Source organism: Pedobacter suwonensis (assembly GCF_007833675.1).
GTDB classification, from domain to species: domain Bacteria; phylum Bacteroidota; class Bacteroidia; order Sphingobacteriales; family Sphingobacteriaceae; genus Pedobacter; species Pedobacter suwonensis.
This window is the reverse complement of record NZ_CP031708.1, coordinates 2,560,824-2,583,852: the sequence shown is the minus strand read 5'-3', so window position 1 is coordinate 2,583,852 and position 23,029 is coordinate 2,560,824. Positions and strand designations below refer to the sequence as shown.

The following is a 23,029-nucleotide window of genomic DNA, read 5'->3' as shown; positions in this document are numbered from 1 at the left end:
AAGAGGATTTCCAGATAAATTGGGAATGTGACAGACGTATCAAAATATAATTTGATTATTGGGCTGGTATCAATCTTTTAATACAGCCGCTATACACCTGTATAACAGAATGGCTAATCAATAAATGCTCAGCTTTCTGCTTTGCTCCAGTTGCCATGCGGAACCGATCTTGGGGGTATAAGCAAGTAATTCATTAGGTAATAATTGGGTTCAGGTTGTCTGGTTAACATTTGACCGCATGACACAGCAAAAAAATGGATGTTGGATGGGGTTTAAGGCAGATCCGAATTTCGGAAATGCAGAAGCTTGAAGATGTTTTGAAGCCCTGTTGAAATGGCTGGAAAACTTAGCCGATCACATACTACAGTCACTGATCATTTTGCCTTGCCTGAACTTCCGTCAGTAAAAGAGCAATATGTTATTGATACAAATGGCTATTATTCTGTACATCCCCCGGATTAGGGATTTGTGGTAATGAAAAAGGTGATGATTCTTCCGGATCATCACCTTTTTCATTATTTTTTGTTATCGTACTTCCGCTGGTTATCTTTGTTCGATGTCTGATCGGAACGTTGGCCACCTCCGTTGGTAATGCCTTGTATCTTTTTATCCGTTTTAACATCGTGGTTAGCGCGGTCGGCTATTGAATTGCCTTGAACTGTTGGATTGTTTTTCGGTGTGCTCGTATTTTTCATAACTCGAAGATTTAGTGAATAATATTGCAAAGCGTTACCTTAACAACCAATGTTAGGCTGGATATGTTTTGATTTTTTGAAATCGCCCGGCATTTCGAGCAAAGTTCAAGTAGCAAATAGCCCAAAGGCTTAGGGGAGCTAAATCTACTCTAAAAAGATCTCTCCGTTTCGCTGCGCTACAGTCGAGATGACGATTTTATCTTAGTATAACAAAAATATAGTCGGCTTTTTATGTAAATCTATTTCCTCTTTGCGCCAGTTGTAAACACTTTGTGTTTTAATAAATTCATCGGCCGCGGTAAGGTTGCTGGCGACACAAATCTGAGTATTGGGTTTGCAGCTTTTCAATACTTCTTCAAAAAGCTGGTTATTGCGGAAAGGTGTTTCAATAAATATCTGGGTTTGTTTATAACGGCTGGCCGATAAATCCAGATCTTTAATGCGCTTCGTACGTTGTTCTTTATCAATAGGCAGATAACCCCAGAAGACGAAACTTTGTCCGTTAAAGCCAGAGGCCATTAAAGCCAGTAAAATGGAGCTTGGCCCTACCAATGGCACTACTTTAATACCGCGTTTGTGTGCTTCGGCAACAATATCAGCTCCAGGATCGGCAATACCCGGGCAACCCGCTTCGCTCATTAAACCAACGTCTTTGCCTGCGGTAAGCTCCCCAAAAAACTGTCCCAGATCTGTCCGGTTATGTTTGCCATAATCGTGTACGATTAAATCTTTCTGTGGTATTTTTAAACCTGCCTCTTTTAAAAAACGGCGTGCTGTTTTACTATTCTCTACGATATAGGTATCAATCTGATTAATCGTATCGACCAAATAAGGAGTAAAAGTTTTATGTGCTACCTCCTCGGCCAGTGGTACGGGAATAAGGTATAAAGTGCCTTTTTGCATGTTACAAAAATACATACAATAAATAGAATTTAAGTTCTAAAACTTATGGAAATGGCAGTATAATCTCTTTCATGTACAGAGGTGTAGCAAATTTTATTTTTAACTGACTTCTTTTCTACACAATTAAACTCGGTGTAAAACGTTAAATATTAGTTAAATATGCCTTGTAATGCAATATTAAAAGGAAAATGTAAAAACTATGCTTGCATATTAAACCTTCAGCATTTTTGGTTCTCTAATTGATACACACACATTAGGTTATTAAAATAAACACACAAATGAAAACACTGAAATCTACGGCACTTGTGCTGGGGCTATTTTCGCTCCTTGCCGGAACCACAACCCTTGTCAGGGCACAAGACTACCAAAATGATTACCAGTCTGATGGTTACAGTACCGGCAACATTTCTTTACAGACATTTTACGACGAGCTTTCACCTTATGGCACATGGATTCAGGATCCACAATACGGTTATGTTTGGCGACCAGATGTAGATCAAAGTGAATTCCGCCCATATTATACCAATGGACGTTGGGCCATGACTGAATATGGTAATACCTGGGTTTCCAATTACGATTGGGGCTGGGCACCTTTCCACTACGGTCGTTGGGTAATTAACAGTTACCGGCAATGGATTTGGTTGCCTGACACTAATTGGGGACCAGCCTGGGTAGATTGGAGAAGCGGAGATGGCTATTACGGATGGGCACCCATGGCGCCAAGCATCAGTATTAATTTAAGTTTTGGCCGCCGTTATGTAGTGCCTTCTTTCTGCTGGAACTTCATTCCTCAACGTAATATTTATATCAATTCTTTTCCAAGATATGATTATGGACGTAATAACGTATATATCCGTAATACTACCATTATCAATAATACTTATGTGTATAACAGAAGAACTTATTATGGAGGTCCAAGGGTTGAAGATATCAGGCGCGCAACCAACAGGGATGTAACGGTATATCGTTATGCTGAAAGTTCGAGACCAGGTGCAAGCCGCATTGGCGGTAGAGAGGTGGCAATTTACCGGCCAAGACCTGAACGTAATGCAGTGGTAGACAACCGTAATGCCGCGCCACGTAGATTTGAGCAAGGCAATGCTGGCATTAGCCGAGGCGGAAGAAATGAAGGATACACTAACCGCGATCAAAGAGGTAATACTCCAGGCGTTGGTGATAACCGCTTTGGATCGAGAGATAGCCGAAATGTAGGCCGGGATAACAATAATCAGCCAAATAACAGGGGAGAAGTTTATAACCGGGATGTAAACGGACGTATTAGTCGCGGTGGTGCCAATGGGATTGATAATGGCAACAGACAGGATAATGCAAATCGTGTTCAGGATCAGCAACGTGGGGATCAGATCAGACAACAACGTAATCAAGACCGTATGAGCATAGATCAACAACGTGGTCAACGTGATATGCAGCCACAGCGGGGTCAGGATGATCAACGTGCTCAGATGGATCAACAAAGGGCGCAACGTAATGAGCAAATGCAACAGCAACGTGCACAACAAGCTCAGCAACAGCAGCAAGAAAGGGCACAACGCGATGTACAGATGCAACAACAGCGTAATGAGCAGATGCAACAGCAACGTGCGCAACAAGCTCAGCAACAGCAGCAAGAAAGGGCACAGCGCGATATACAGATGCAACAACAGCGTAATGAGCAGATGCAACAGCAACGTGCGCAACAAGCTCAGCAACAGCAGCAAGAAAGGGCACAACGCGATGCGCAGATGCAACAACAGCGTAATGAGCAGATGCGGCAGCAACGTGCGCAACAAGCCCAGCAACAGCAACAGGAAAGGGCTCAGCGTGATGCGCAGATGCAGCAACAGCGTAATCAGCAAATGCAACAAAGACAGGAACAAAGAAGGATGGAAGCCCCGCAACAGCGCGGTGGCGGAGGTGAAAGAGGCGGCGAAGGTGGAAGACCGTCAAGAGGTGGCAGAGGATAAAATGAAGAGTCCCGATGAAAATCGGGACTTTTTATTTATAAATAGTCAGACTGGCCCGCTACTGCGTGAAGACTACTCAAATCAGTTCCTTTGAAAGTACTTTCAGCATTAGGGTGCAGGTTTTCAGGATCTAGCAAAAAAGTAGTTATCCCCAGTTCCAGGCCAAATTTAATTTCCGATTCTGCATCATCGCCAATAATCAGAATATCGTCTTTGTTAAGTTGATGGTGATCGATCAGCATTTCAAATCTTTCTTTCTTATTGGTGCTTGAAACATCCACCACATGTACTTCTTCAAAATCATTGGCAATGCCCAGCATTTTTACCTTTGAAAGTTGTTGTTTTGGAAAACCTGCTGTTACAATAAATTTTCGGCCGGTTAAGCTTTTGATATAATGGTAATCATCGCTGGGTTTCAGCGGCTGGGTTACAGACCTGTTTTCAAGATAGGAAATCACTTCAGGCATCACCTTTTCGTTAAAACGATACTTTTTAGCTACTTTTAAAAAAGGCGTCCTCAACATTTCCTGTTTGGCTAACTGAAAATCAGCCTGGCTGATTCCTAAATCTAAATTTTCCAGGAAACGGTATAACTCCCCCATCAGTTGTTCTTCGTTCTGCCCGGTAAAATAAATGGTATTGTCTAAGTCTATAAAGAATATTCGTTTCATTATGGATTGGTTTTTGTAAGATGAAAAAAATAAAAACACCTGTGGGTTAATTATGTTTAATAAGTAAATCACTAAGACCATGAAAAAAGAAACAAAAATCATAGTAGGCGTATTAGCCGGAGCAGCATTAGGTGCAACTATCGCATTAGCCTTATCATCAGATTCGAGCAGCGATCTGAAAAATAAAGTATCAGATTTTTTTGCTGATCTTTTAGATGCTTCAAAAGATAAACTGGCAGGATTGGCAGATAAAGCCACAAGCGTTGCCGATAAGGTTAAAGATAAAGTAGCAGAAATAAACGCGTAACGAGTTGAAAGTGCCGGAGATATCTGGCACTTTTAGTATTTTCTAACCAATAGCTTGATGAATATTGCTTTTCATGGTGCTGCCCGTACGGTTACGGGAAGTAAGCACCTTATTACCTTAAAAAACGGCACTCAGATTTTATTAGATTGCGGCTTATTCCAGGGGATGGGCCGTGTTACCGATAAACTAAATGATTATTTTGGTTTTGATCCAAAAAAAATCACTTACCTCATTTTATCTCATGCACATATAGATCATTGTGGCCTTTTGCCCAAATTGGTTGCTGAAGGATTTGAAGGGCAGATTTTCTGTACTTCAGCTACGATGGACCTGGCCCGCATTTTAATGATGGATTCTGCCAAGATCCAGATGCAGGATGCTGAATATGCCAACCGTAATCTAAGAGAAGGTGAAGAAATGGAGGAAGCGCTTTATACAGAGGAAGACGTGACCAAAACAGTTGGCCAGATGAAAATTGTGGAATACGAAGAGGATTTTAAAATCGAAGAGGGGATTCTGTTAAAATTTACTGACGCAGGCCACATCTTGGGCAGCGCTGCTGTTCATCTTAGTATTACAGAAGATGGAAAAACCACGCGCATTACCTTTTCTGGCGACGTTGGCCGTTATGGCGACTTGTTATTAAAAAGTCCGCAAAAATTTGACCAGGCTGATTATATCCTGATGGAATCAACTTATGGCGATTCACTACATAAAAATCTCGATCCGATCGAAGATATGCTTTTGGAAGTCATCAATAATACCTGTAAAATTAAAAAAGGAAAGGTAATTATCCCTGCTTTCGCAGTTGGCCGTACGCAGGAACTCCTTTATGCTTTAAATGGCTTGGAGCTGAAAGGTAAACTGCCTGATGTTCCCTTTTACGTAGACAGTCCTTTATCATCAAAAGCCACTCAAATTCTTAAAAACCATCCCGAGGTATACAATAATGGGGTTAAAGAAATTTTAAAGGTAGATCATGATATTTTTGGGTTTAAAGGCTTGCGTTTCGTCGAAAGTGTAGAAGAATCAAAAGCCTTAAATGCTGATCCAAGACCTTGTGTAATCATTTCTGCATCAGGTATGGCTGAGGCCGGCAGGGTAAAACATCACATCAGGAACAATATCAGCAACCAGAAAAACACCATTTTAATGGTAGGTTATTGCGAACCGAATTCGCTTGGTGGAAAACTGATTGCCGGAGATAAGGTGGTTGAAATTTTTCGCGATGAATATGAAGTTAAAGCTGAAGTACAATCCATAAAATCGATGAGTGCGCACGGCGATTACGAAGATTTATTGCATTTTTTATCTGGTCAGGATCCTGCTCAGGTAAAACAGTTGTTTCTGGTACATGGAGAGTACGAAGTACAGCAAAGTTTCGCTACTAAATTAAAAGATAAAGGGTTTAAACATGTAGCTATACCAGAATACCATCAGGTATTTGATTTGGAGTAAAATTGTTGTGCAAAACTGTTATAAAAATCGTAGGTCTGGATTTGTAATCCAGACCTTTTTGCTCTATTACAATAAGGATTAATAATCTTGGGCTTTAGGACGGGATTGTAAATCCCGACCAACTTTATGCCTGTTACCTCAGTATAAAATTTCCATCTCCCATCATCCATTTATACATCTTCCCTTTTCCCTATCTTTGTGCTATGGATGTTTTTGGTAAAGCGCTAACAGATATTTACAGAATGGGCGAGGCGGATACCCTTTGGTTACACAATTCTTACGGAGAACCGGAAGAAATGCCACTGGAATTCTTCTTCCGTGATGATGAAGATATGCCCGTTTTGGAGCTTCAGGCTTTGCATATGTGTAATGGAAAGGTGCTGGATATCGGCGCCGGTGTGGGGAGTCATGCTTTACTGCTACAGGCGTTTAATATCGATGTTACCGCTATAGATATTTCGGAAGCTGCGGTAAACATTATGAAAGACCGTGGAGTAAAAAAAGCATTTGTACAGGATATTTTTACTTATCAAGAGAAATTCGACACCATCATCATGCTCATGAACGGTATCGGTTTAACAGGAACTTTGCCAGGTTTTAAAGCTTTTTTAATCAAATTAAAAGACCTGATCAATCCCGGCGGACAGGTCATTTTTGACTCATCTGATATTGCTTATTTATATGAAGATCTGCCTAAACCACAAAACCAGTACTACGGTGAGGTATCTTACCAGTATGAATATAAAGGCGAAAAAGGCAATTGGTTCAACTGGATTTATATAGATGAAGAAACCATTAAACAGATTGCTGCAGAAACGGGATGGAATGCTGAATTGATTTTTGATGATGGTGAAGATCAGTATCTGGTTAGACTAACGTTAACGCAATAAGCTAATCTCTCATGCTGAACGCAGTGAAGAATCTTCTTACGACAGCAAACTAAATCTGCGCAAAGACTCTTCACTACATTCGGAATAAGGTAGTTAAAAACTGAAGAACGTTTGTCTTCCGCCAACTTTTTGACCGAAGTTTTGGATGTTATAAGTAAGTGTAAGCATGCCGTATCTGCCCAGGTTATTGCTTTGTGCATCAATAACACTGTTACCTATAATCTGTATATTCCTTCTTACGTTACTCTGCAGAATATCGTTTACCGAAAATTTTAATTGGGCCCGATCATTTTTCATAAACAGGTAAGTAAGGCCGGCATTCCAGATTTTAATGTTATTATTAAAGCCTGCAATTTTTTGTTCGTTAATGGTTAAAGCATAACTCGTTTCGAAAACCACTTTTTTAGGATAACGGATAATCAGCTCAGATGTACTCTGATGGGTATTGTAGCTAATGTTGGTATAAAAACTATCATCGTATTTGCTACGGTTTAAATTGATGTAGTATGATTGATTGATTTCCACTTTATCGTTCAGGTTCAATCTGATGCTACCATTTGGTCCAACATAAAAAACATTGGCATTGCTTTGAATATTGTTAACAATAACAGGCGTATGATCGAAATTAGCCCAAAAACCCATCCCAACCTTCAAGCTTGTTTTATCTTTCCTGAAATCTTTTGAAACATTCGCCCCGCCCTGAAAATTATAAATACCGCTCATGTTAATGGGATTAACCGTTTGAACGCCATTATTGATCGTAACGGTGTTAATTATGCCGTTTTTGGTGAAATTTCCATAGCCATATAAATTATAATTAATAAGGTTTTTAGGGTCATATTTGTACATATACATGCTTAAACTCTGCCTACGGGCTGGCAATAAATTAGGGTTTCCATTTCTGATATAAAGCGCATTTGTATTGTCGGCCACTGGCTGGAGATAACTCACGTTAGGCTCTGTAAAACTGGCAGTATAATTAAAGCGGAATATTTTATAAGTCAACTGAAATGTCGGCCACATAAAATGATAACGTTGATCAACAGCTGCTCCATTTGTGAAACGGTTGTTCAATGAAATATAATTATGTACCAATCCGGGTTGAAGGTAGAAATCTTTAGTTACTTTATATCCGAGGCTGATGTTTGTGTTGGTTTTGAATCCATTCTGTTTAACTGTTTGCGATAAGTTTGGTACTACAATATCATACAGCTGGTTAGCCGGATTACGGTAAAATGTACTTAATGCATTTTCGCTATTGATGATATTTCCATTGATATCGGCTTTAAATTTTAGTTTTTTGCTGATCGGCTCAGCATAGTTGCCATAGAGGTAAGACCTGAAGTTATCTATACTATTTTGTCTTAACTGGTCAATTTCTGAAGTTGAAGGTGTGAGGTAAAAAATGCCGGTGCTTTTGTTATAATTATTAATGGGGTTTGGGCTCGCAGAAATATCGGCACCAAGGTTTAAAGATCTTCCGGGCTTTTTAAAATCTTTATTAAATTCGGCCCTTAGCTGATATTTATTGCTGGAGCTGTTTCTATCATTCAAATTTTCGAGTGAATTGATTAACTGGTTATTGACGTTGCTATTGTTAGATGACACTTTGCTTATCGAATTATTGGAATTTAATACAATTGAGGGTTCGATGGTAAGCTGTGTTAAAGAATCGATCTGCCAGTCCAATTTTCCACCAATATTATGCTTTAGAATAATAGAAGTAGTATTTTCATTAGCATTGGTAATTAAGCGATCTGTGCCAAGGGTCTGGTTGGTGTTGGAAAGCTTTTCTAAAAGATTATTCGATTTTCCAAAGAAATACTGCGTATTAAATTTGATCCCTTTTTTATTGATGGTGTTAAAATTAAAACCCCCGCCTGATGAAGTTTGGATACCGTCATTACTTCCGCCAAAATTGATTCCGTTAAACTCGAAATAACCGCCCGAACTCATCATCATCGAGTTAATCCCACTTCTGTTAAATCCACCTATCCGCTGAACATCACTGGGGTTAAAACCAGGCTGATTGATGTTGTTGCCGTAAGCCAAAACACTTACCTGCGTAGTATCCCTGAAGAAGTTCATTAATCCACCAGACTGATACAGATCCTTTAAACCCCCTCCCGCATATAGTTTACCGAAAGCACCTTTTTTTATGGCTCTCTTGAGCTTTAAATTAATAATTTGTGGAATTTCTGCTTCTGTTAAATCAGGAGCCCGTCGTTTAGCCTGCTTATCATCCACTACCTGCACTTTATCTATGATATTTGCCGGTAGATTTTTGGTTGCAATTTGCTGGTCGGCACCAAAAAACTCTTTTCCATCTACCAAAATTTTACTAACTGATTTGCCGTTAACCTGTATAGAACCATCGGCTGCAATGGCAACACCGGGAAGCTTTTTTAGCAGATCTTCTACCACTGCGGATGGCAGGGTTTTAAAAGATTCGGCATTAAACTCAATGGTATCTTTACGCACAATTACGGGCGGGCGCTCTGCAGATATGACCACTTCATTTAAGTCATTTGCTTTGGTGGAAAGGTAAAGTGTGCCAAGGTTTAAACTCGGATTGGCTGTGCTGAGTTCTACTTCTTTTCTAAAAGTTCCATATTGCCAGGCGGTTACTACTAACCGGTATTTTACATCCGTGGCCAGACCATTGATTTTAAAAACGCCTTTATCATCAGACAGTTTATAAGTAGCTAATGCACTATCACCAACTTTATAAACCGAAATAGTAGCATAATTTAATGTGGTTTTATGGTTTGCACTATCAGCTAATATTCCGGTGATGCTTCCGTTTTTTTGTGCAAACAGGCTAAAGATAATTAGGCTGAAAGTGAGAGAAAGTAAGAGTTTTTTCATGTTTGGTTTAAATAAGGAACCTAAAATTATCGGCTATTTTTTTATAAATTCAATAAATGTGATGAACGGGACTAAAAATGTGATGGACCAGGGGTTTGTTTAAAAGGCAGACACACAATTCTTTAAGATGTTGCATAAAAGCCAAATAACTAATTTGTTAGTTTAAAAGTAGTCCGTTTATGTTGAATTTGCAAACAGCAGTGGAAAAAATTTGCGAACTTTAAAAAAAAAGCCCCCATGCACCGCAAGGAGGCTCTGGAACGTATGTTAAATTTTAGTGTATATCGTTATAGTTAATCATTTTTACATCTGGGTTTTTTGCTAAAATTTCTTCCATCCACTTCCGGTGCGATGCACCAACTCCTACTACAACCCTTTTTGCTTTTTTAGCTTTCGCCTGTTCGATAATATTTTTACACATTCCTTCATTTCTCAGGGTCCACTGTGCTATCATTTCCTTTACCGTTTCAGTCGGAAATCCCGCATATCCATAAAAGTGCGATCCGCCATAAAAGTTCCAGGCTTCATCTAAAACACCATATTTTACTGTATTCATACCTGCATAAGGGTCAGCATTAAATACACTTGCTTCATCTTTACTGTAAGACCAGTATTTTTCTATAGCTTTCACAGTAGCAGCTTCCTGCGAGCTGCTGTCGGCCTTTGCTTTGCCGATTAAAATCTTGTATAACGAGTCTGTTTTATTCCAGGCTTCGCCCCAGGGTTTATCATAGGTTTGGCAATCCATATTATAAATCCGATCTTGTTTCAATTGGTAAATAAGGGGGAAATAGATTTTGCTGTATTCACTTCCCGGTCTGTAAAGCCCCATCTTTTTTAACGAATCTATACTACCAAACATCTTTTTATAGGTGGCAAGTTCTTCTTTGCCAAAACTCTGTTTCATATAGTTCTCCAGCACAAAGATTTGATACTCAGTATTTCCTCTATCCCAGTTTTTAGCATAATTAACCGCTAAATTCATCCTCGTTTGATGATAGTAAGCAAATTTTGCAAGTGCTTTTAGGTCTTTTTTAATCTGTGCATCTATGTTTTTAGGAGACTCAGGATTTAATTTTTGCAGATAGTCACGCTCCTTTTTAAACAACTCTTTTGCCCAGTTACTTTCTTCCAGTTTAGCATAATTGTCCTGTGGCAGGTATTCACCAAACACCATATCAGGTTTGAAATTTTTAAGTTTATCAATTATGGCCTGAAAATTTATGGTTGATTTAGCGTTATCATGTGCGGAACCTACGATAACAATTTCGATTTGATTTTGTGCACTCAGTTTAAGTGTAAATGCCACCAGTAGTAATACCAGATTAAGTTTTTGTATAGTTCTCATAATTCGTTTCGTTTTTGTTGATTCAAAGATGAGTATACAAGCCTTACCACTCAATTTAATTATCCCAAAGGCTGATAATATTATCCCAATCGGAAAAACGGGGATTTAGGGGTTGATTATGGATAATGGGGTGTTTGAATAGCGGTTTATCGTTTTGGTCCTAGAAAAATGCAACTATTTCATTAATTTCTGATTAAAACCGACAATTAGTTTAAACAGATCTTTGTATTTGGTAAGGGGTAAGGTTTCAGGTTTATCGAATATATCATGATAGGCAGAGGGACCTCCCTGGGTATAAATAAAAAATGCGGGAACACCTTTTTCCGTGAAGAAATAATGATCACTATTGGCTGCTTTACCTCTCTGATTGATTTTCGGGATGTAATGGTGTTCATTATTGATGGCATTTAGCTGTGCAAAGGCTTTGGGGTAAACTGAAGCATTAACCACTGTCATGCCTGAATCGCCTGTGCCTACCAAATCGAGGTTGATGAGGAATTTTATATTACCTAATGGAACCAGAGGGTTTTCTACAAAATATCCTGATCCTACTAATCCGGCTTCTTCGGCTGCAAAACAGATAAAACCAATAGAGTAGGGCTGAGGATTAGCGGCGTAATATTTGGCCAGACTCAATAAAGTGGCTACACCAGCTGCATTATCATTTGCACCAGGGAAATAGGTAGTTGCACCCATTCCGCCCAGGTGGTCATAATGCGCAGTGATGATCAATAAGGAATCAGGATACTGAGTGCCTTTAACCAAACCACAAATATTGGCTGCCTGAAAATCGGCGATAAATTTGTTTTCAATGTCAACGCTTATTTTTTTCGGTAGGGCGTTAAGGCTCTTTTTATTGAGTTGTATGGTCGTAATATCCCCAACTTCGGTAGCTACAGACCAAGTTAGTTTATCTTTTAGTAAAACTTGTATCGAAGGTTTAGCCTGGAAGTGAAGGCTGTCAACCGGAGTTAGTTCGGCTATTTGTTTAATCCCCGGACTTTCATTATTTACGATGAAGTCTTTTCCTGGTATGAGTTTTTCGCCATTAATGGTTACCATCATTTTTCCCGGGAAAGTATTTACAGGGAAACTAAAGGTCTGTTTATAGGCTGTACCCATTGGCAGTAAGCCAATTTTTTGATACACATCTGCAATATAATCGCCCGCTTTTTTCATCCCGTCTTTGGTATAACCTCTGCCCCAGAAAGCTTTTGACGCAAGGGTATTGATGATCCCTCTGGTATAAGTAGAGTCCTGTGCAAAACTGTTGATTGCACAAAACAGCAAAAGGGAGAATCCGAATTTTTTCATGCCGGAATTTAGTAAAATAAAATAATTGTTAGTCCGGATATGTAATCAGGATGTAGAGTAATTCTTTAGCTGGATTACAAATCTACAATTCATTGATACGAGATGGCAAATCTTGAGTAAAGATGGGAGCAATTGGCACCCTGATCCGATAGTTAGTGATCGGATTTCTTTCAGTATCTTACCAGATGGAAGGAATTCAATATCACGGTGATTAATGATGTTGTGGCAAATTTTTCGTGGCTGAGTGATTTTTGTTCTTTTTCTTTTTGCCCCACCAAATGATAAATCCGGTTATAGGTAAACTGGCAGCAATTAAACTTGCGAAAAATGCCATTATTTTCCCTGGAAGTCCTAAGATAGCGCCAACATGGATATCGTAGTTCATGCCGATAAGTGCTTCACCTGCATTTTTATCACTTTGATTTTTACGGGCCAGCAATTTACCTGTGTACTGGTCGAACAGCAAAACATCGAAATTCCAATAGGTTTCTTTCCCGCTGTAACCAGTTGCGTAAATGGTTGCCGTACCACCCTCGGCAGGCGACATTCCAATGCGTTCGACATTTTTAAATAACTTTTGTGCGGTTTCGAAAGCTACATCAAACGGAATCGCCTTAACAGATTTAGTTGAATCTGATTGGGCCATAATTTGTTCCGGAGGCGAAATACTACCCGATGCCACTACATATACCGTGTTCTGGAACCATTGGAAAGCCCACACCAGGCCGGTTAGTGCCAGCATCATGCAAATAATCATCACATAAAAACCAAGTACGTTATGAAGATCATAATTGATACGTTTAAATTTGGCTTTCCATTTAATTTTGAAACTTTTATCGAAGTTCGATTTTTTAAGATTTTTAGGCCACCACATGATAATGCCAGAGATCAAAAGAAAAACAAATATGAAGGTACTCCAGCCTATAATCTGCTGTCCGATGGGATGGTTGATGAGAAAACTCCAGTGCAGCATTTTAATGATACTGAAGAATTCGTATTTATAATCAGAAACCAATGTGACCTTACCTGTATAGGGGTTAATCAGCACAATGTCGTAATAATCTATCGAATCAAAATACCAGAATGCTTTAGGATTACCAGGCTTGTAAGCACCAAACTCCCATGCGCGATCAGCTTGCCTATAACTTGAGATGAAGGTAACCTTTTTCTTGCCGCCCAAGGTTTTTTCGGCTGTTGCTTTTAATATGCTTAAAGGAATAGTTTTTTTATTTGCCGGTACCTCAACAAAAAACTCTTTTCTATGGATAAATTCAGTAATTTCTTTCTGAAAGGCAAAAATGCAGCCGGTAATGCCCAAATGAAAGACCACAAGACCAGATGTTATACCCAGCCACAAGTGCAGCCAGTCATTGATTTTTCTTATCCGCGATTTCTTTGTTTTTTTATGTATGGCTTTGGTTGGCGACATTGGGCTTTATTAAAAATAAGAACCAATTGACGATTTTACACGCCAATTGGTTAACAACTTTGAATTAATCTGTTTATTGAACTTGGGTGGTATAGGTTACCAAATGCCAGGTTTTTTCGTAATCTTTTCCGTTCAGTTTGCCTGGTGTTTTATCTTCGGTAAAAGCTTCAAAAAAGTAGTTTCCTTTTTGTGCTGGTTTGAAAGTGAATTTTCCTTCTGCATCGGTTTCAGTAGATTGTGTTTTTCTTTCAGCATTTACAACCGTTAACTTTTGTTTTGCGAAAGGAGCTTTGTTGTAGATGACCTGATGAAGTGAAGTTTCACCCACTTTTAAGGCATGTTTATCCGGTCTGATGATTAATGCTGCAGTTGCAGGGAAAACCGTGTTTATTTTTGCATTTCCTATGGCTACATCTGCAAAGGCGTAATATTCAATTTTAGCTTTTTCATAAATGTCAGCAACTTCATGAACTACAGAAAGTTTATAAGTGCCATCCTGATCTGGAGTGAAGCTTGCTTTAAAGAAACGTACAGCCGGAGCGGTGGTTAAAACCCTGGTTGTCCCGTTTGGAGCGGTTAACACCAAGCTGAATTCTTTTAAATTGCTAAACCATTTTGCGGCTGAGTCAGGCTCGTTACTCTCATATTCTCCGAAGAAAACTTTCACTTCCTGTGCTTGTCCTTTTTTGCCTGTTGAAGCTGTTTCTATCCATAAAGCATGTGCAAATGCACTCGAAATGCCAAAGGCTAGAAAGAAAAATAGTAATGAGATTTTAGTTTTCATGTTTTCTGGGTTTTGACAAAAGGGACAGCTGATCTGATCCAGGTGCTCCTGTTTGTTTTATTAAAATTTATAAGTTACACTACCGGTAAAAGTTCTTAAATCCTGAGGATTCATCGTGCTATAACCAGTCCAGTATTTTTGATTGGTAAAATTGTCTACTTTGGCACCGATTCTGAACCTTGGATGATCATAAAATACCGAAGCATTAAAAACTTCGTAAGCAGGCAGAATAAATACGCCCTGGCTTACACTGTTTACAATTTTGTTATCACTGGCATAGTTGCCGCCCGCGCCTAAACCAAAGCCTTTTAAAGCACCTGCCGCCAACTTATAACTAATCCATAAGTTTGCCGAATAAGGAGCAGCTGAATAAGCATCACGTCTTCCTTCAACATCCGGAGAAGTATTTTGCAAACGGTTATCGTTATAGGCAAAACCTGCAATAATGTTTAAACCATTTAAAGGGTTGGCTACAATTTCTGCTTCTATACCTTTGCTGATTTTGTTGCCATCCTGGATCTGTGCATTCGGATTAGACAGATCGCCATTATAACCCCTTACAATATCTTTCACTTTGATGTAGTAATAAGATACCGATCCGGTTAATTTGCCACCAAACAGGTTACTTTTTACACCGCCTTCTATCTGGTTGGCTTGCTCTGGCTTAAATGCATCGCCTTTATAATCTATACCATTTTTATTATTGAAACCATTTTGGTAGTTCGCAAATAGCGATAGCTGATCTTTTATGGGCTGAAATACCAAGCCGAATTTTGGCGAGAAAACGGTTTGTTTATAAGCACCTTTTGGTGCCGAACCTGCTCGGTCAGAATTACCTTTGTTGTCAAAACGGTCTACTCTAATGGCCGCTAAAGCAATTAACCTGTCGGTTAGGTTAATCACATCAGAGGCATAGGCACTGTAAGTATTGGTCTTAAAATGATAAGGATATTTAGGGACGTTAGGCATTGCTGCATAAAAGGCTGCTAAATTAGTTTCTGTGAAGTTGTAATAGTTAGCACCTGTTCCGTTTTTATTTGTTAGATCGAAACTGTCTGTTCCATAAAACAATTGATCGGAGTTTTGACGTAAATAGTCAAGACCCAAAACCATCCTGTTTTTTATTGAACCCAGGTTAAAAGTCCCGTTGAAATTTTGTTGGATTTCGTAGTTATAAAGTTTGCTGTTGTCTGTTGATTGATCTGCCCTTGAAATGAGATCGGCGCCCGGAGCAGCATTTGGGTTACCTAGTGGAGGATAGTTATTGGGAACTAAGAACAGGTAGGTTCCCCGGCCATTAGAAAAACTATAGCTAGATGAAAAGCTGGTATGTGATGACCAGTTTTCATTAAATTTATAATTGGCCTGGCCAAAGAAAGTAGTGCTGTTGTATTTTTGCTTCATCACATCACCTGTAAACGATTTGTTGTAAGGTATGCCTGATTGATCTGCCCGATCAAAACCAAGGTCTTCCACCGGAAAATAAAAGAAAACAAATGGTTTTAAGGTATTCTTACCATTGGCGATTTCGGCATCAAAAGTAAAATCCAGCTTGTCGTTTACTTTATAGGCTAAGCTTGGTGCCACAAAGAAACCCCTGTCGAATACGTTTTGCTGGAAAGAGCCTTTATAATTATAAGATGCATTGATACGGGCGTAAATGTGGTTGGCTTTATCAACAGGGAAATTAAAATCGGTACTCACCCGGTTTAAATCATAGCTACCTGCCGAATAGGTTACCTCACCGCCTAAGCCCGCGAATGGTTTTTTGGTAATGCGGTTGATTAAACCTCCATAAGAAGTTAAAGTGCTGCCAAATAAAGTAGCCGACGGCCCTTTAATTACTTCCACGCTTTCGATGTTGGCTGCATCATTACGACTGGTTATATTACCTGCAATTCCATTTCTCAATTTCGACTGTACAATAAAGCCCCGCGACGCATAATACGCGCCACCATCTCCACCACGTCCGGTTGATTCCCACATTTTCTGAATACCAACGGCATTACGTGTAGCATCATCTACAGAAAATATCAGTTGGTCATTAAATGTCTCTTTGGTAATCGTGGTATAAACCTGAGGGTTCTCCAGGTTACTAATAGGCATTTTAGCTACATAATCGCTTTTTTGGGCGCCATATTTATTGGCTTTAACTTTATTGATATTAACCTCATTGAGCTGGTTTGAATTCTGGTTGATTACGAAATCAACCGTTTTATTTTCACCTGCATTGATTATAACTGATTTTTCTACGCTTTGGATGCCAACACCTGATACGCGTACGATATAAGAACCTGGTTTAACCCTTGGTATCTCAAAGGTACCTTTATCATTGGTGACGTTTCCTAAGCCTTTACCCTTCAAACCTACTGAAAGATAAGCTGCTGGTTTTCCATCAGATGTGGTAACTGTACCAGTAATGGTTGAAAACTGTTGGGCAAAGCATAATAAACTGGCAAAAGTGAACAGGAAAGTAAAACTAAAAAGTTTGATTTTAAACATTACAGTATTTATTTGGATTAATTCTAAACAGACGCAAAATAACGTCAGAAATTTTTATAATCCAAATTATTTTGAACTATTCTAAATTAGAGGATTTTCAAAAATTTAGCCTCTTTCATTTACCTATAAAACGCTGATATACTAAGACATTAGTTTATCGTTTTAGATGGCGCTACAGGAAGATTTTTTCTGGCATTACCCCTCAAAATCTGATTGCTAATTAATTAGCAATATGTATTCTGAAAAATAAAGAAAATAAGACTTAATTTAATTGATATAGGCCATATAAATAACGCAAAGGCATATTTCGAATAAATAGCGGATATACTTTAGTGTGTAAATGTTAATTAATGTTAAATTTTTAAGTTAAAATATGGTTTTAGTTAGCTAAAAATTAGTTAACCCTAGGGTAAAAATGTTGATACTTTTAAATATTATCAAACTAACTAACTAAACATCAATGGAAAAAATTTCTACAAGACATTGCTATGTAAAATTTTTAACGGCAACCTTATTTTATCTACTGATCCCTTGGCTGGCCTTCGCGCAGAAAACAATTAAAGGGACAGTTGTAGATGAATCGAACAAACCCATACCTGGGGTTTCAATTATTGAGAAAGGGACCAAGAATGGTACGGCCACCAATGCCGAAGGAAAGTTCTCTTTGACAGTTCAAAAAGAGGGTGCAATTGTTACCGCCAGAATTGTAGGCTATCGTTCGGTAGAGAAAACGGTTTCGGCAAGTGGTACAGTGAACTTTTCTTTGCAGGAGGATAATAATACACTAAATGAAGTGGTTACCATCGGTTATCAAAAAATCACCAGAAAGAAAACGACGGCGGCGATTTCCAGTATTTCTGGTAAAGAACTGGCCAACTTACCTGCTGCAAGTTTTGATCAGTTGTTACAGGGTCGTTTATCTGGTGTAAACGTTCAAAACTTTACTGGCCAGCCAGGTGTGGCACCAACGGTATCGGTAAGGGGTAACTCAACAGGTAGCACAGGTTATGATCAGTTTAATGTTATCAGATCGCCACTTTATGTGGTAGATGGTGTTCCTCAATCATCTGATGAATATGTGCCACCAGGAACAGGTACAGGAACCAACTATATGGCCGGTCTTAATCCGAGTGATATCGAATCTATTGATGTATTAAAAGATGCTTCAGCAGCGGCCATTTATGGTTCAAGAGCTGCTAATGGTGTGATTTTAATTACAACCAAAAAAGGTGTAGGTGGCGATACTCGAGTGACGTTTAACTCTTATTATGGGATGGTGCAACGCCCTAATTTAAGACAGGCTACCATGGGTACCACTGAGCGCAGGCAAAAAATGGAAGTGCTTCAAAGGCAGCTGAGTTACGATCAGCGTGTACAACTACCTTATATACTTACCGATAGTTTAAATCCAGCTTTTAATGGCCATACCGATTGGCAGGATTTATTTTATCAGACAGGTAAAATAAATGATAATAACCTGAGCATAAGCGGTGGTACTGACAATGGAACAACCTATCGTTTTAGTGGAGGCTATTATGATGAAGATGGTATTGTAAAAGGAACAGGCTTTAAACGTTACACTACCCGTTTAAACCTTACTTCGAGAGCGATGAATAAAAAATTAATGATCAACCCTATATTTTATTATTCAAGTGCCAGTAGAGGTAGAGGTAATGAAGATCCAAATGATCCTTCGAAGCCTACTAAAGTCGGCTCGGGAAATTTACCTTCCTCGTTATTCAATATCTCTCCCGAAAAATTGGATTATTTTGTGAGTAAAGATGGTGAAAACCTAAACAGAAATGTGTCGAACCAATTCGGAGCTAACCTCAACCTGGCTTATGAATTTAATAAACACTTTACCTTAAATTCACAATCTTCTTATACTAATGACAATACCCGTAGGGATGTAAGCATGAGCAATTTGTTAAACAATGGTTTTGGCAACAGCTCTTCCAGTTTCTCTTCAAGTGCTATAGGTTTAAGAACATCAAATTATCTGTCTTACAATGGTGCTATTGAAAAACACTCTTTTAGTGCAGTAGCGGGGCAGGATATCGAATATAGTTTATTTCAATCTACTCAGGCATCCGGCTACGGTGGTGCATCAGATTATGTTCAGACAGTTACTGGTTTTAAACAACAGAATATTTATGCCTATTCAAATTACATCGCACATGGGCTGATAGCTTATTATGGTCGTTTTAATTATGATTATGATGGCAAGTATCTTTTATCGGGAACGATCAGAACGGACGGCTCATCAGGTTTTGGTGAAAATAATAAATATGGAGTATTCCCTTCCATTTCTGCAGGATGGCTTCTTTCCGAAGAAAACTTTATGAAAAACTTAACCAATAACCCTTTTACACTCATTAAAATAAGGGGAAGTTATGGCGTGACAGGTAACGAAGATAAAAGAAATGCTTATGTGCAATATAATACCTACCAGGTTAACAATGGCTATTTTAGTGGTAATGGCGGAGCAACTTCATATAATGGTGTAACCGCAATTACACCAAATTTTAGAAACGGTGTGGCACAAAAAGATTTAAGCTGGGAGAAATCTATACAATGGAATATTGGTACCGATATGGAAATTGATAACGGTAGATATGCCATTTCATTCGATGTGTATAACAAAGAAGTAAAACAAAAACTTTTTAATGTTGATTTGCCGGTTACATCAGGCTATGACAATGCCTTCACCAATGCATTTGCGGTTCGTAATGCAGGTTTGGAGTTGACTTTAACGGCTAATCCAATCCGTAAGGAATTTAAGTGGAATAGCTCTTTTAATATCTCCTATAATAAAAATCAGATCATGAGTTTGCCGAACGGTGGCCGTGATATTATTTTGAGCGGAGATCGTTTTGATAAAAACCACGTGCTTTCTGTAGGTAGTCCACTAAATGCTTTTTATTTATATCGTACAAAAGGCGTATTTTCTACTTCAGCAGATATTCCCCAGAATCCTTACACTGGAGAAAGATATCGAAACAGTAATGGAACATTTAGTGCAGGTGATTTTTATCTGGCAGATTTGGATGGAGATTATTTTATAGATATTTTTAATGATGGTATCAATCCGGATAAGGCTCCAATTGGTGATCCTAACCCACGTTTTACCGGTGGCTGGACCAATAACTTTTCTTACAAAAACTTTAGCTTAAGTGTTTTTGTAAACTTTACACTTAAACGTGATGTACTCAACCTGTTTGATTCAGATCGTTTTACGAACGCAACTGATGCTAATGCCGTATATAATTTTGCTAGTGTTTCTTCACCGGATCTAAGTCGCCTGAACATCTGGAGAAACCCTGGAGATCAAGCCGAATATGCAAAACTCGATTTGGGATCCTATCGATATTATTATACAGCTGCACAATCTTTTTTCCTAGAAAAAGGTGGTTATGCAAGGATCAGAAGTATCAATTTTAGTTATGATTTTAGTCCTAAAGCCGTAAGAAAATTAGGCTTAAGTCAGCTGAAATTATACGCCGTTGTTGATAACGTATATATGTTCCAGCAATCAAAAAAATTACCAGATGCAGAAGCTGTTAACGGATATGGAGAATATAATGGAACTGGATATCCTATTCCAAGAAAATATACTTTAGGTGTACAAGTTCAATTTTAATATCGTCAATAAATGAAAAATATAATCACAAAAATCGGTGTTCTTATCGCTTTGGGCATAGCAGTTACCGTAAGTTCCTGTAAAAAATTGTTATATGAAGAACCTAAAGACGCACCTTATGAGCAAACCTTCTGGCAATCGTCCAGGGATGTAAGAAGTGCCATCGCCGGTAATTATGCCATGATGCGTAGTGCGATTACCAACAAAAACAATCGTTATTTTATGTATGGTGATGCGATTGCCAAAAACTATTTTACCATCCAATATTCCGGAGACGGTTTAGAAGGGATTCAGGGTGGGGATTTTACCTTTCAATACAATATCAATACGCTGGCAAATTATACTTTATATTATAAAAGCATTGCCATGTCTAATCTGATTTTGAAGAAAGTTAATGCGATGAGCGATACACAATTGTCTGGCGAAGACGATCCTACACAATTCCGGAATTCAGTAATTGGCCAGGCCTATTTTCTTCGCGCATTAAGTTACTTTATGATGGTAAGGGTATGGGGCGATGTACCGTTGGTTACAGAAGCTTACGACGATCCAATCAATGCACCTCAATTGCCAAGAAGTTCAAAATCGGAGGTGATGAAATTGATTGAAAATGATTGTAAAAAAGCCATTAATCTATTAAGCTGGAATTATACCAATACTGGCGACGCCAAAGTTACGGCAAATAAAGGCTCAGTATACGCCCTTTTAGCACATTTGTATCTTTGGAGAGCGACCATGTCTGACGTTTCAGTAGATGCGCCTAATTTGACTGATGTGAACAATGCCGATACGACCATAAATACATTAATTAACAAAGGAGGTTATGCATTAACCGATACCGCTAATTATAAAAATACTTTTATTGGTCGTTCTTCTGAAGGCATATTTGAAATTAACATCAGCGAAAATACATTGGAAGGTTCCAATAGTTCGATAGGTTCTTATTTTTTAAATGAGAGTTATATTAAAGGTTATGGAAACAATCCACGTTTTTATACCACGCCTTTGTATCTTAATAATCATTTCGAAACCACCACCGATATCCGTTATAAAAAGGGCTTTGACCTCACCAATCCGAATAAACCAATGAGTATAAAGTACAGTAATGTTACGTACAGAAATCCTGGGCAAAAATTAGACCCTTATCTGAGCAATAACATTATCATTTTCAGACTGGGTGATATGAAACTTCTTAAGGCGGAGATTGCACTTTACAAAAAGGATGCTGCTACAGCTATTGGTATTATCAATGATTTCAGAAAAAGAAATGACCCAGATCCGGTTTTAATTCCAACGGGAAGTTCCGTAGATCAGGTAATGGATGAATATGCGTATGAGCGTGGCAAAGAAATGTACCTGGAAGGACATTTGTTTTATGATTTGCTCAGAACCAGAAGATACGGTCTTATCGTAGATTGGCTTACGGAAAGCAGGTTTAGAAGAGAAGGGTTTTATTGGCCTGTAGACCCTGCATTGTTTAGAAATAATCCGTTATTGAAACAAACACCATATTGGTTGGGTAAAGTATAAATTGTTTTTATTAAGAGGTTAAAAAATATGAAAAATAATATATTAGTATATCTTTCATTATTATTACTGGCGCTAACGGCTTGTAAAAAAAATGATTATAAAAGGGATGGCGGCCCAAGTGATCCCAATGTGAATTTAAGTACTTACGATTACTTAAAGTCTAACCGCAATTTCGATTCCTTAGTGAAAGTGATAGACCGGGCTGGTTTAAAGGATGTAGTAAATGGTAATGTAACCCTTTTTGCAACTACAAATTATGGCATAGCGGAGTATGTAAAGGCCAAGAAGTATCAGAAATCTCTCCAACTTGGGAAGGAAAATTTTGATTTTGGGATCAAAGATATTCCATCACAGGAGCTGAACGATTCATTAAAGACTTATTTATTTGCGGGTAAGATCAACAGAGACCAGATGACCGTTAGCGGTAAGCTTTATAACAGTTTATTAGGGGCTATTCCAAATGTTCAGTACCTGATCAAATTGAGGCGTTCTTATGAATATACACAGTATCTTAATTATGTGGATTATGTAACGTATACCAAAGTAATCGGAACCCGTGATGATCAGGAGACGGATCAAAGTACTATTCCCGATTCACAAAAAGATAAGGCTGTGGATTGTCAAACATCTGGAATCGTCACAACCAATGGTATAGTTCATGTGTTAAGTGGATACCACAGGTTATTTTTTAATGCACAGTCTTTGGGCAATTAATTTAATCGCAAT

The 23,029-nt window shown here is 38.5% G+C and carries 16 protein-coding genes; 7 read left to right on the top strand and 9 right to left on the bottom strand.

The genetic code is table 11. The features are described 5' to 3' along the window. Positions 1 to 515: 515 nt before the first annotated feature. Positions 516 to 695 carry a hypothetical protein gene (locus DV942_RS10415; RefSeq protein WP_090498180.1) on the bottom strand — a complete coding sequence of 60 codons (180 nt, stop codon included), beginning with the start codon at positions 693 to 695 and terminating at the stop codon, positions 516 to 518. Between the two features lie 201 nt (positions 696 to 896). After that, the gene (locus DV942_RS10410; protein ID WP_090986329.1) at positions 897 to 1,598 is read right to left on the bottom strand and encodes an SAM-dependent methyltransferase; all 702 of its coding nucleotides are present in this window, start codon (positions 1,596 to 1,598) and stop codon (positions 897 to 899) included. Positions 1,599 to 1,876: 278 nt separating this feature from the next. On the opposite strand from DV942_RS10410, the gene DV942_RS10405 reads away from it, so the two are divergent. Continuing rightward, a complete protein-coding gene (locus DV942_RS10405) occupies positions 1,877 to 3,562 on the top strand; it encodes a DUF6600 domain-containing protein (RefSeq protein WP_186462466.1) in 1,686 nt (561 codons plus the stop codon). A 35-nt stretch (positions 3,563 to 3,597) separates the two neighbouring features. Here DV942_RS10405 and DV942_RS10400 read toward each other — a convergent pair whose 3' ends face one another. Next, a complete protein-coding gene (locus DV942_RS10400; protein ID WP_186462465.1) occupies positions 3,598 to 4,233 on the bottom strand; it encodes an HAD family hydrolase in 636 nt (211 codons plus the stop codon). Between the two features lie 79 nt (positions 4,234 to 4,312). Here DV942_RS10400 and DV942_RS10395 point away from each other — a divergent pair, with 79 nt between their 5' ends. The 3 genes from DV942_RS10395 (at position 4,313) to DV942_RS10385 (ending at position 6,888) form a co-directional block, all read left to right on the top strand. Then, the gene (locus tag DV942_RS10395; protein ID WP_134204220.1) at positions 4,313 to 4,540 is read left to right on the top strand and encodes a YtxH domain-containing protein; all 228 of its coding nucleotides are present in this window, start codon (positions 4,313 to 4,315) and stop codon (positions 4,538 to 4,540) included. A gap of 57 nt (positions 4,541 to 4,597) precedes the next feature. Continuing rightward, positions 4,598 to 5,998, top strand: a complete 1,401-nt coding sequence (locus tag DV942_RS10390) for an MBL fold metallo-hydrolase RNA specificity domain-containing protein (protein WP_145857329.1) — start codon at positions 4,598 to 4,600, stop codon at positions 5,996 to 5,998. Between the two features lie 203 nt (positions 5,999 to 6,201). Further along, positions 6,202 to 6,888 (top strand): class I SAM-dependent methyltransferase, encoded by a 687-nt coding sequence (locus tag DV942_RS10385; RefSeq protein ID WP_145857326.1) that lies wholly within the window; start codon positions 6,202 to 6,204, stop codon positions 6,886 to 6,888. Between the two features lie 93 nt (positions 6,889 to 6,981). On the opposite strand, the gene DV942_RS10380 is transcribed toward DV942_RS10385, so the two are convergent. From DV942_RS10380 to DV942_RS10355, 6 genes are all read right to left on the bottom strand, one after another. Next, positions 6,982 to 9,756, bottom strand: a complete 2,775-nt coding sequence (locus DV942_RS10380) for an outer membrane beta-barrel protein (RefSeq protein WP_145857325.1) — start codon at positions 9,754 to 9,756, stop codon at positions 6,982 to 6,984. A 274-nt stretch (positions 9,757 to 10,030) separates the two neighbouring features. After that, positions 10,031 to 11,104 carry a DUF5694 domain-containing protein gene (locus DV942_RS10375; protein ID WP_145857323.1) on the bottom strand — a complete coding sequence of 358 codons (1,074 nt, stop codon included), beginning with the start codon at positions 11,102 to 11,104 and terminating at the stop codon, positions 10,031 to 10,033. A gap of 174 nt (positions 11,105 to 11,278) precedes the next feature. Continuing rightward, positions 11,279 to 12,418: a M28 family metallopeptidase gene (locus DV942_RS10370; RefSeq protein WP_145857321.1), complete on the bottom strand. Its 1,140-nt coding sequence runs from the start codon at positions 12,416 to 12,418 to the stop codon at positions 11,279 to 11,281. 211 nt (positions 12,419 to 12,629) lie between these two features. Beyond that, positions 12,630 to 13,847, bottom strand: a complete 1,218-nt coding sequence (locus DV942_RS10365; RefSeq protein WP_145857319.1) for a PepSY-associated TM helix domain-containing protein — start codon at positions 13,845 to 13,847, stop codon at positions 12,630 to 12,632. A gap of 73 nt (positions 13,848 to 13,920) precedes the next feature. Beyond that, positions 13,921 to 14,631 (bottom strand): DUF4198 domain-containing protein, encoded by a 711-nt coding sequence (locus DV942_RS10360; RefSeq protein ID WP_145857317.1) that lies wholly within the window; start codon positions 14,629 to 14,631, stop codon positions 13,921 to 13,923. Between the two features lie 60 nt (positions 14,632 to 14,691). Then, entirely contained in the window at positions 14,692 to 17,133 is a 2,442-nt protein-coding gene (locus tag DV942_RS10355) for a TonB-dependent receptor (protein ID WP_145857316.1), read from the bottom strand. A gap of 460 nt (positions 17,134 to 17,593) precedes the next feature. Here DV942_RS10355 and DV942_RS10350 point away from each other — a divergent pair, with 460 nt between their 5' ends. Genes DV942_RS10350 through DV942_RS10340 form a run of 3 tightly spaced genes read left to right on the top strand, consistent with a single transcriptional unit; the run spans position 17,594 to position 23,017 of the window. Then, positions 17,594 to 20,773, top strand: a complete 3,180-nt coding sequence (locus DV942_RS10350; RefSeq protein WP_145857314.1) for a SusC/RagA family TonB-linked outer membrane protein — start codon at positions 17,594 to 17,596, stop codon at positions 20,771 to 20,773. A 12-nt stretch (positions 20,774 to 20,785) separates the two neighbouring features. Then, on the top strand, positions 20,786 to 22,303 hold the full coding sequence (locus tag DV942_RS10345; RefSeq protein ID WP_145857312.1) for a RagB/SusD family nutrient uptake outer membrane protein: 1,518 nt from the start codon (positions 20,786 to 20,788) through the stop codon (positions 22,301 to 22,303). A 27-nt stretch (positions 22,304 to 22,330) separates the two neighbouring features. Continuing rightward, on the top strand, positions 22,331 to 23,017 hold the full coding sequence (locus DV942_RS10340) for a hypothetical protein (RefSeq protein ID WP_090986369.1): 687 nt from the start codon (positions 22,331 to 22,333) through the stop codon (positions 23,015 to 23,017). Positions 23,018 to 23,029: the final 12 nt, after the last annotated feature.

Bases quoted from the DNA above. Each gene is read 5' to 3' on its own strand.
- DV942_RS10415 (WP_090498180.1), bottom strand. From the start codon at position 695: ATGAAAAATACGAGCACACCGAAAAACAATCCAACAGTTCAAGGCAAT.
- DV942_RS10410 (WP_090986329.1), bottom strand. From the start codon at position 1,598: ATGCAAAAAGGCACTTTATACCTTATTCCCGTACCACTGGCCGAGGAG.
- DV942_RS10405 (WP_186462466.1), top strand. From the start codon at position 1,877: ATGAAAACACTGAAATCTACGGCACTTGTGCTGGGGCTATTTTCGCTC.
- DV942_RS10400 (WP_186462465.1), bottom strand. From the start codon at position 4,233: ATGAAACGAATATTCTTTATAGACTTAGACAATACCATTTATTTTACC.
- DV942_RS10395 (WP_134204220.1), top strand. From the start codon at position 4,313: ATGAAAAAAGAAACAAAAATCATAGTAGGCGTATTAGCCGGAGCAGCA.
- DV942_RS10390 (WP_145857329.1), top strand. From the start codon at position 4,598: ATGAATATTGCTTTTCATGGTGCTGCCCGTACGGTTACGGGAAGTAAG.
- DV942_RS10385 (WP_145857326.1), top strand. From the start codon at position 6,202: ATGGATGTTTTTGGTAAAGCGCTAACAGATATTTACAGAATGGGCGAG.
- DV942_RS10380 (WP_145857325.1), bottom strand. From the start codon at position 9,756: ATGAAAAAACTCTTACTTTCTCTCACTTTCAGCCTAATTATCTTTAGC.
- DV942_RS10375 (WP_145857323.1), bottom strand. From the start codon at position 11,104: ATGAGAACTATACAAAAACTTAATCTGGTATTACTACTGGTGGCATTT.
- DV942_RS10370 (WP_145857321.1), bottom strand. From the start codon at position 12,418: ATGAAAAAATTCGGATTCTCCCTTTTGCTGTTTTGTGCAATCAACAGT.
- DV942_RS10365 (WP_145857319.1), bottom strand. From the start codon at position 13,847: ATGTCGCCAACCAAAGCCATACATAAAAAAACAAAGAAATCGCGGATA.
- DV942_RS10360 (WP_145857317.1), bottom strand. From the start codon at position 14,631: ATGAAAACTAAAATCTCATTACTATTTTTCTTTCTAGCCTTTGGCATT.
- DV942_RS10355 (WP_145857316.1), bottom strand. From the start codon at position 17,133: ATGTTTAAAATCAAACTTTTTAGTTTTACTTTCCTGTTCACTTTTGCC.
- DV942_RS10350 (WP_145857314.1), top strand. From the start codon at position 17,594: ATGGAAAAAATTTCTACAAGACATTGCTATGTAAAATTTTTAACGGCA.
- DV942_RS10345 (WP_145857312.1), top strand. From the start codon at position 20,786: ATGAAAAATATAATCACAAAAATCGGTGTTCTTATCGCTTTGGGCATA.
- DV942_RS10340 (WP_090986369.1), top strand. From the start codon at position 22,331: ATGAAAAATAATATATTAGTATATCTTTCATTATTATTACTGGCGCTA.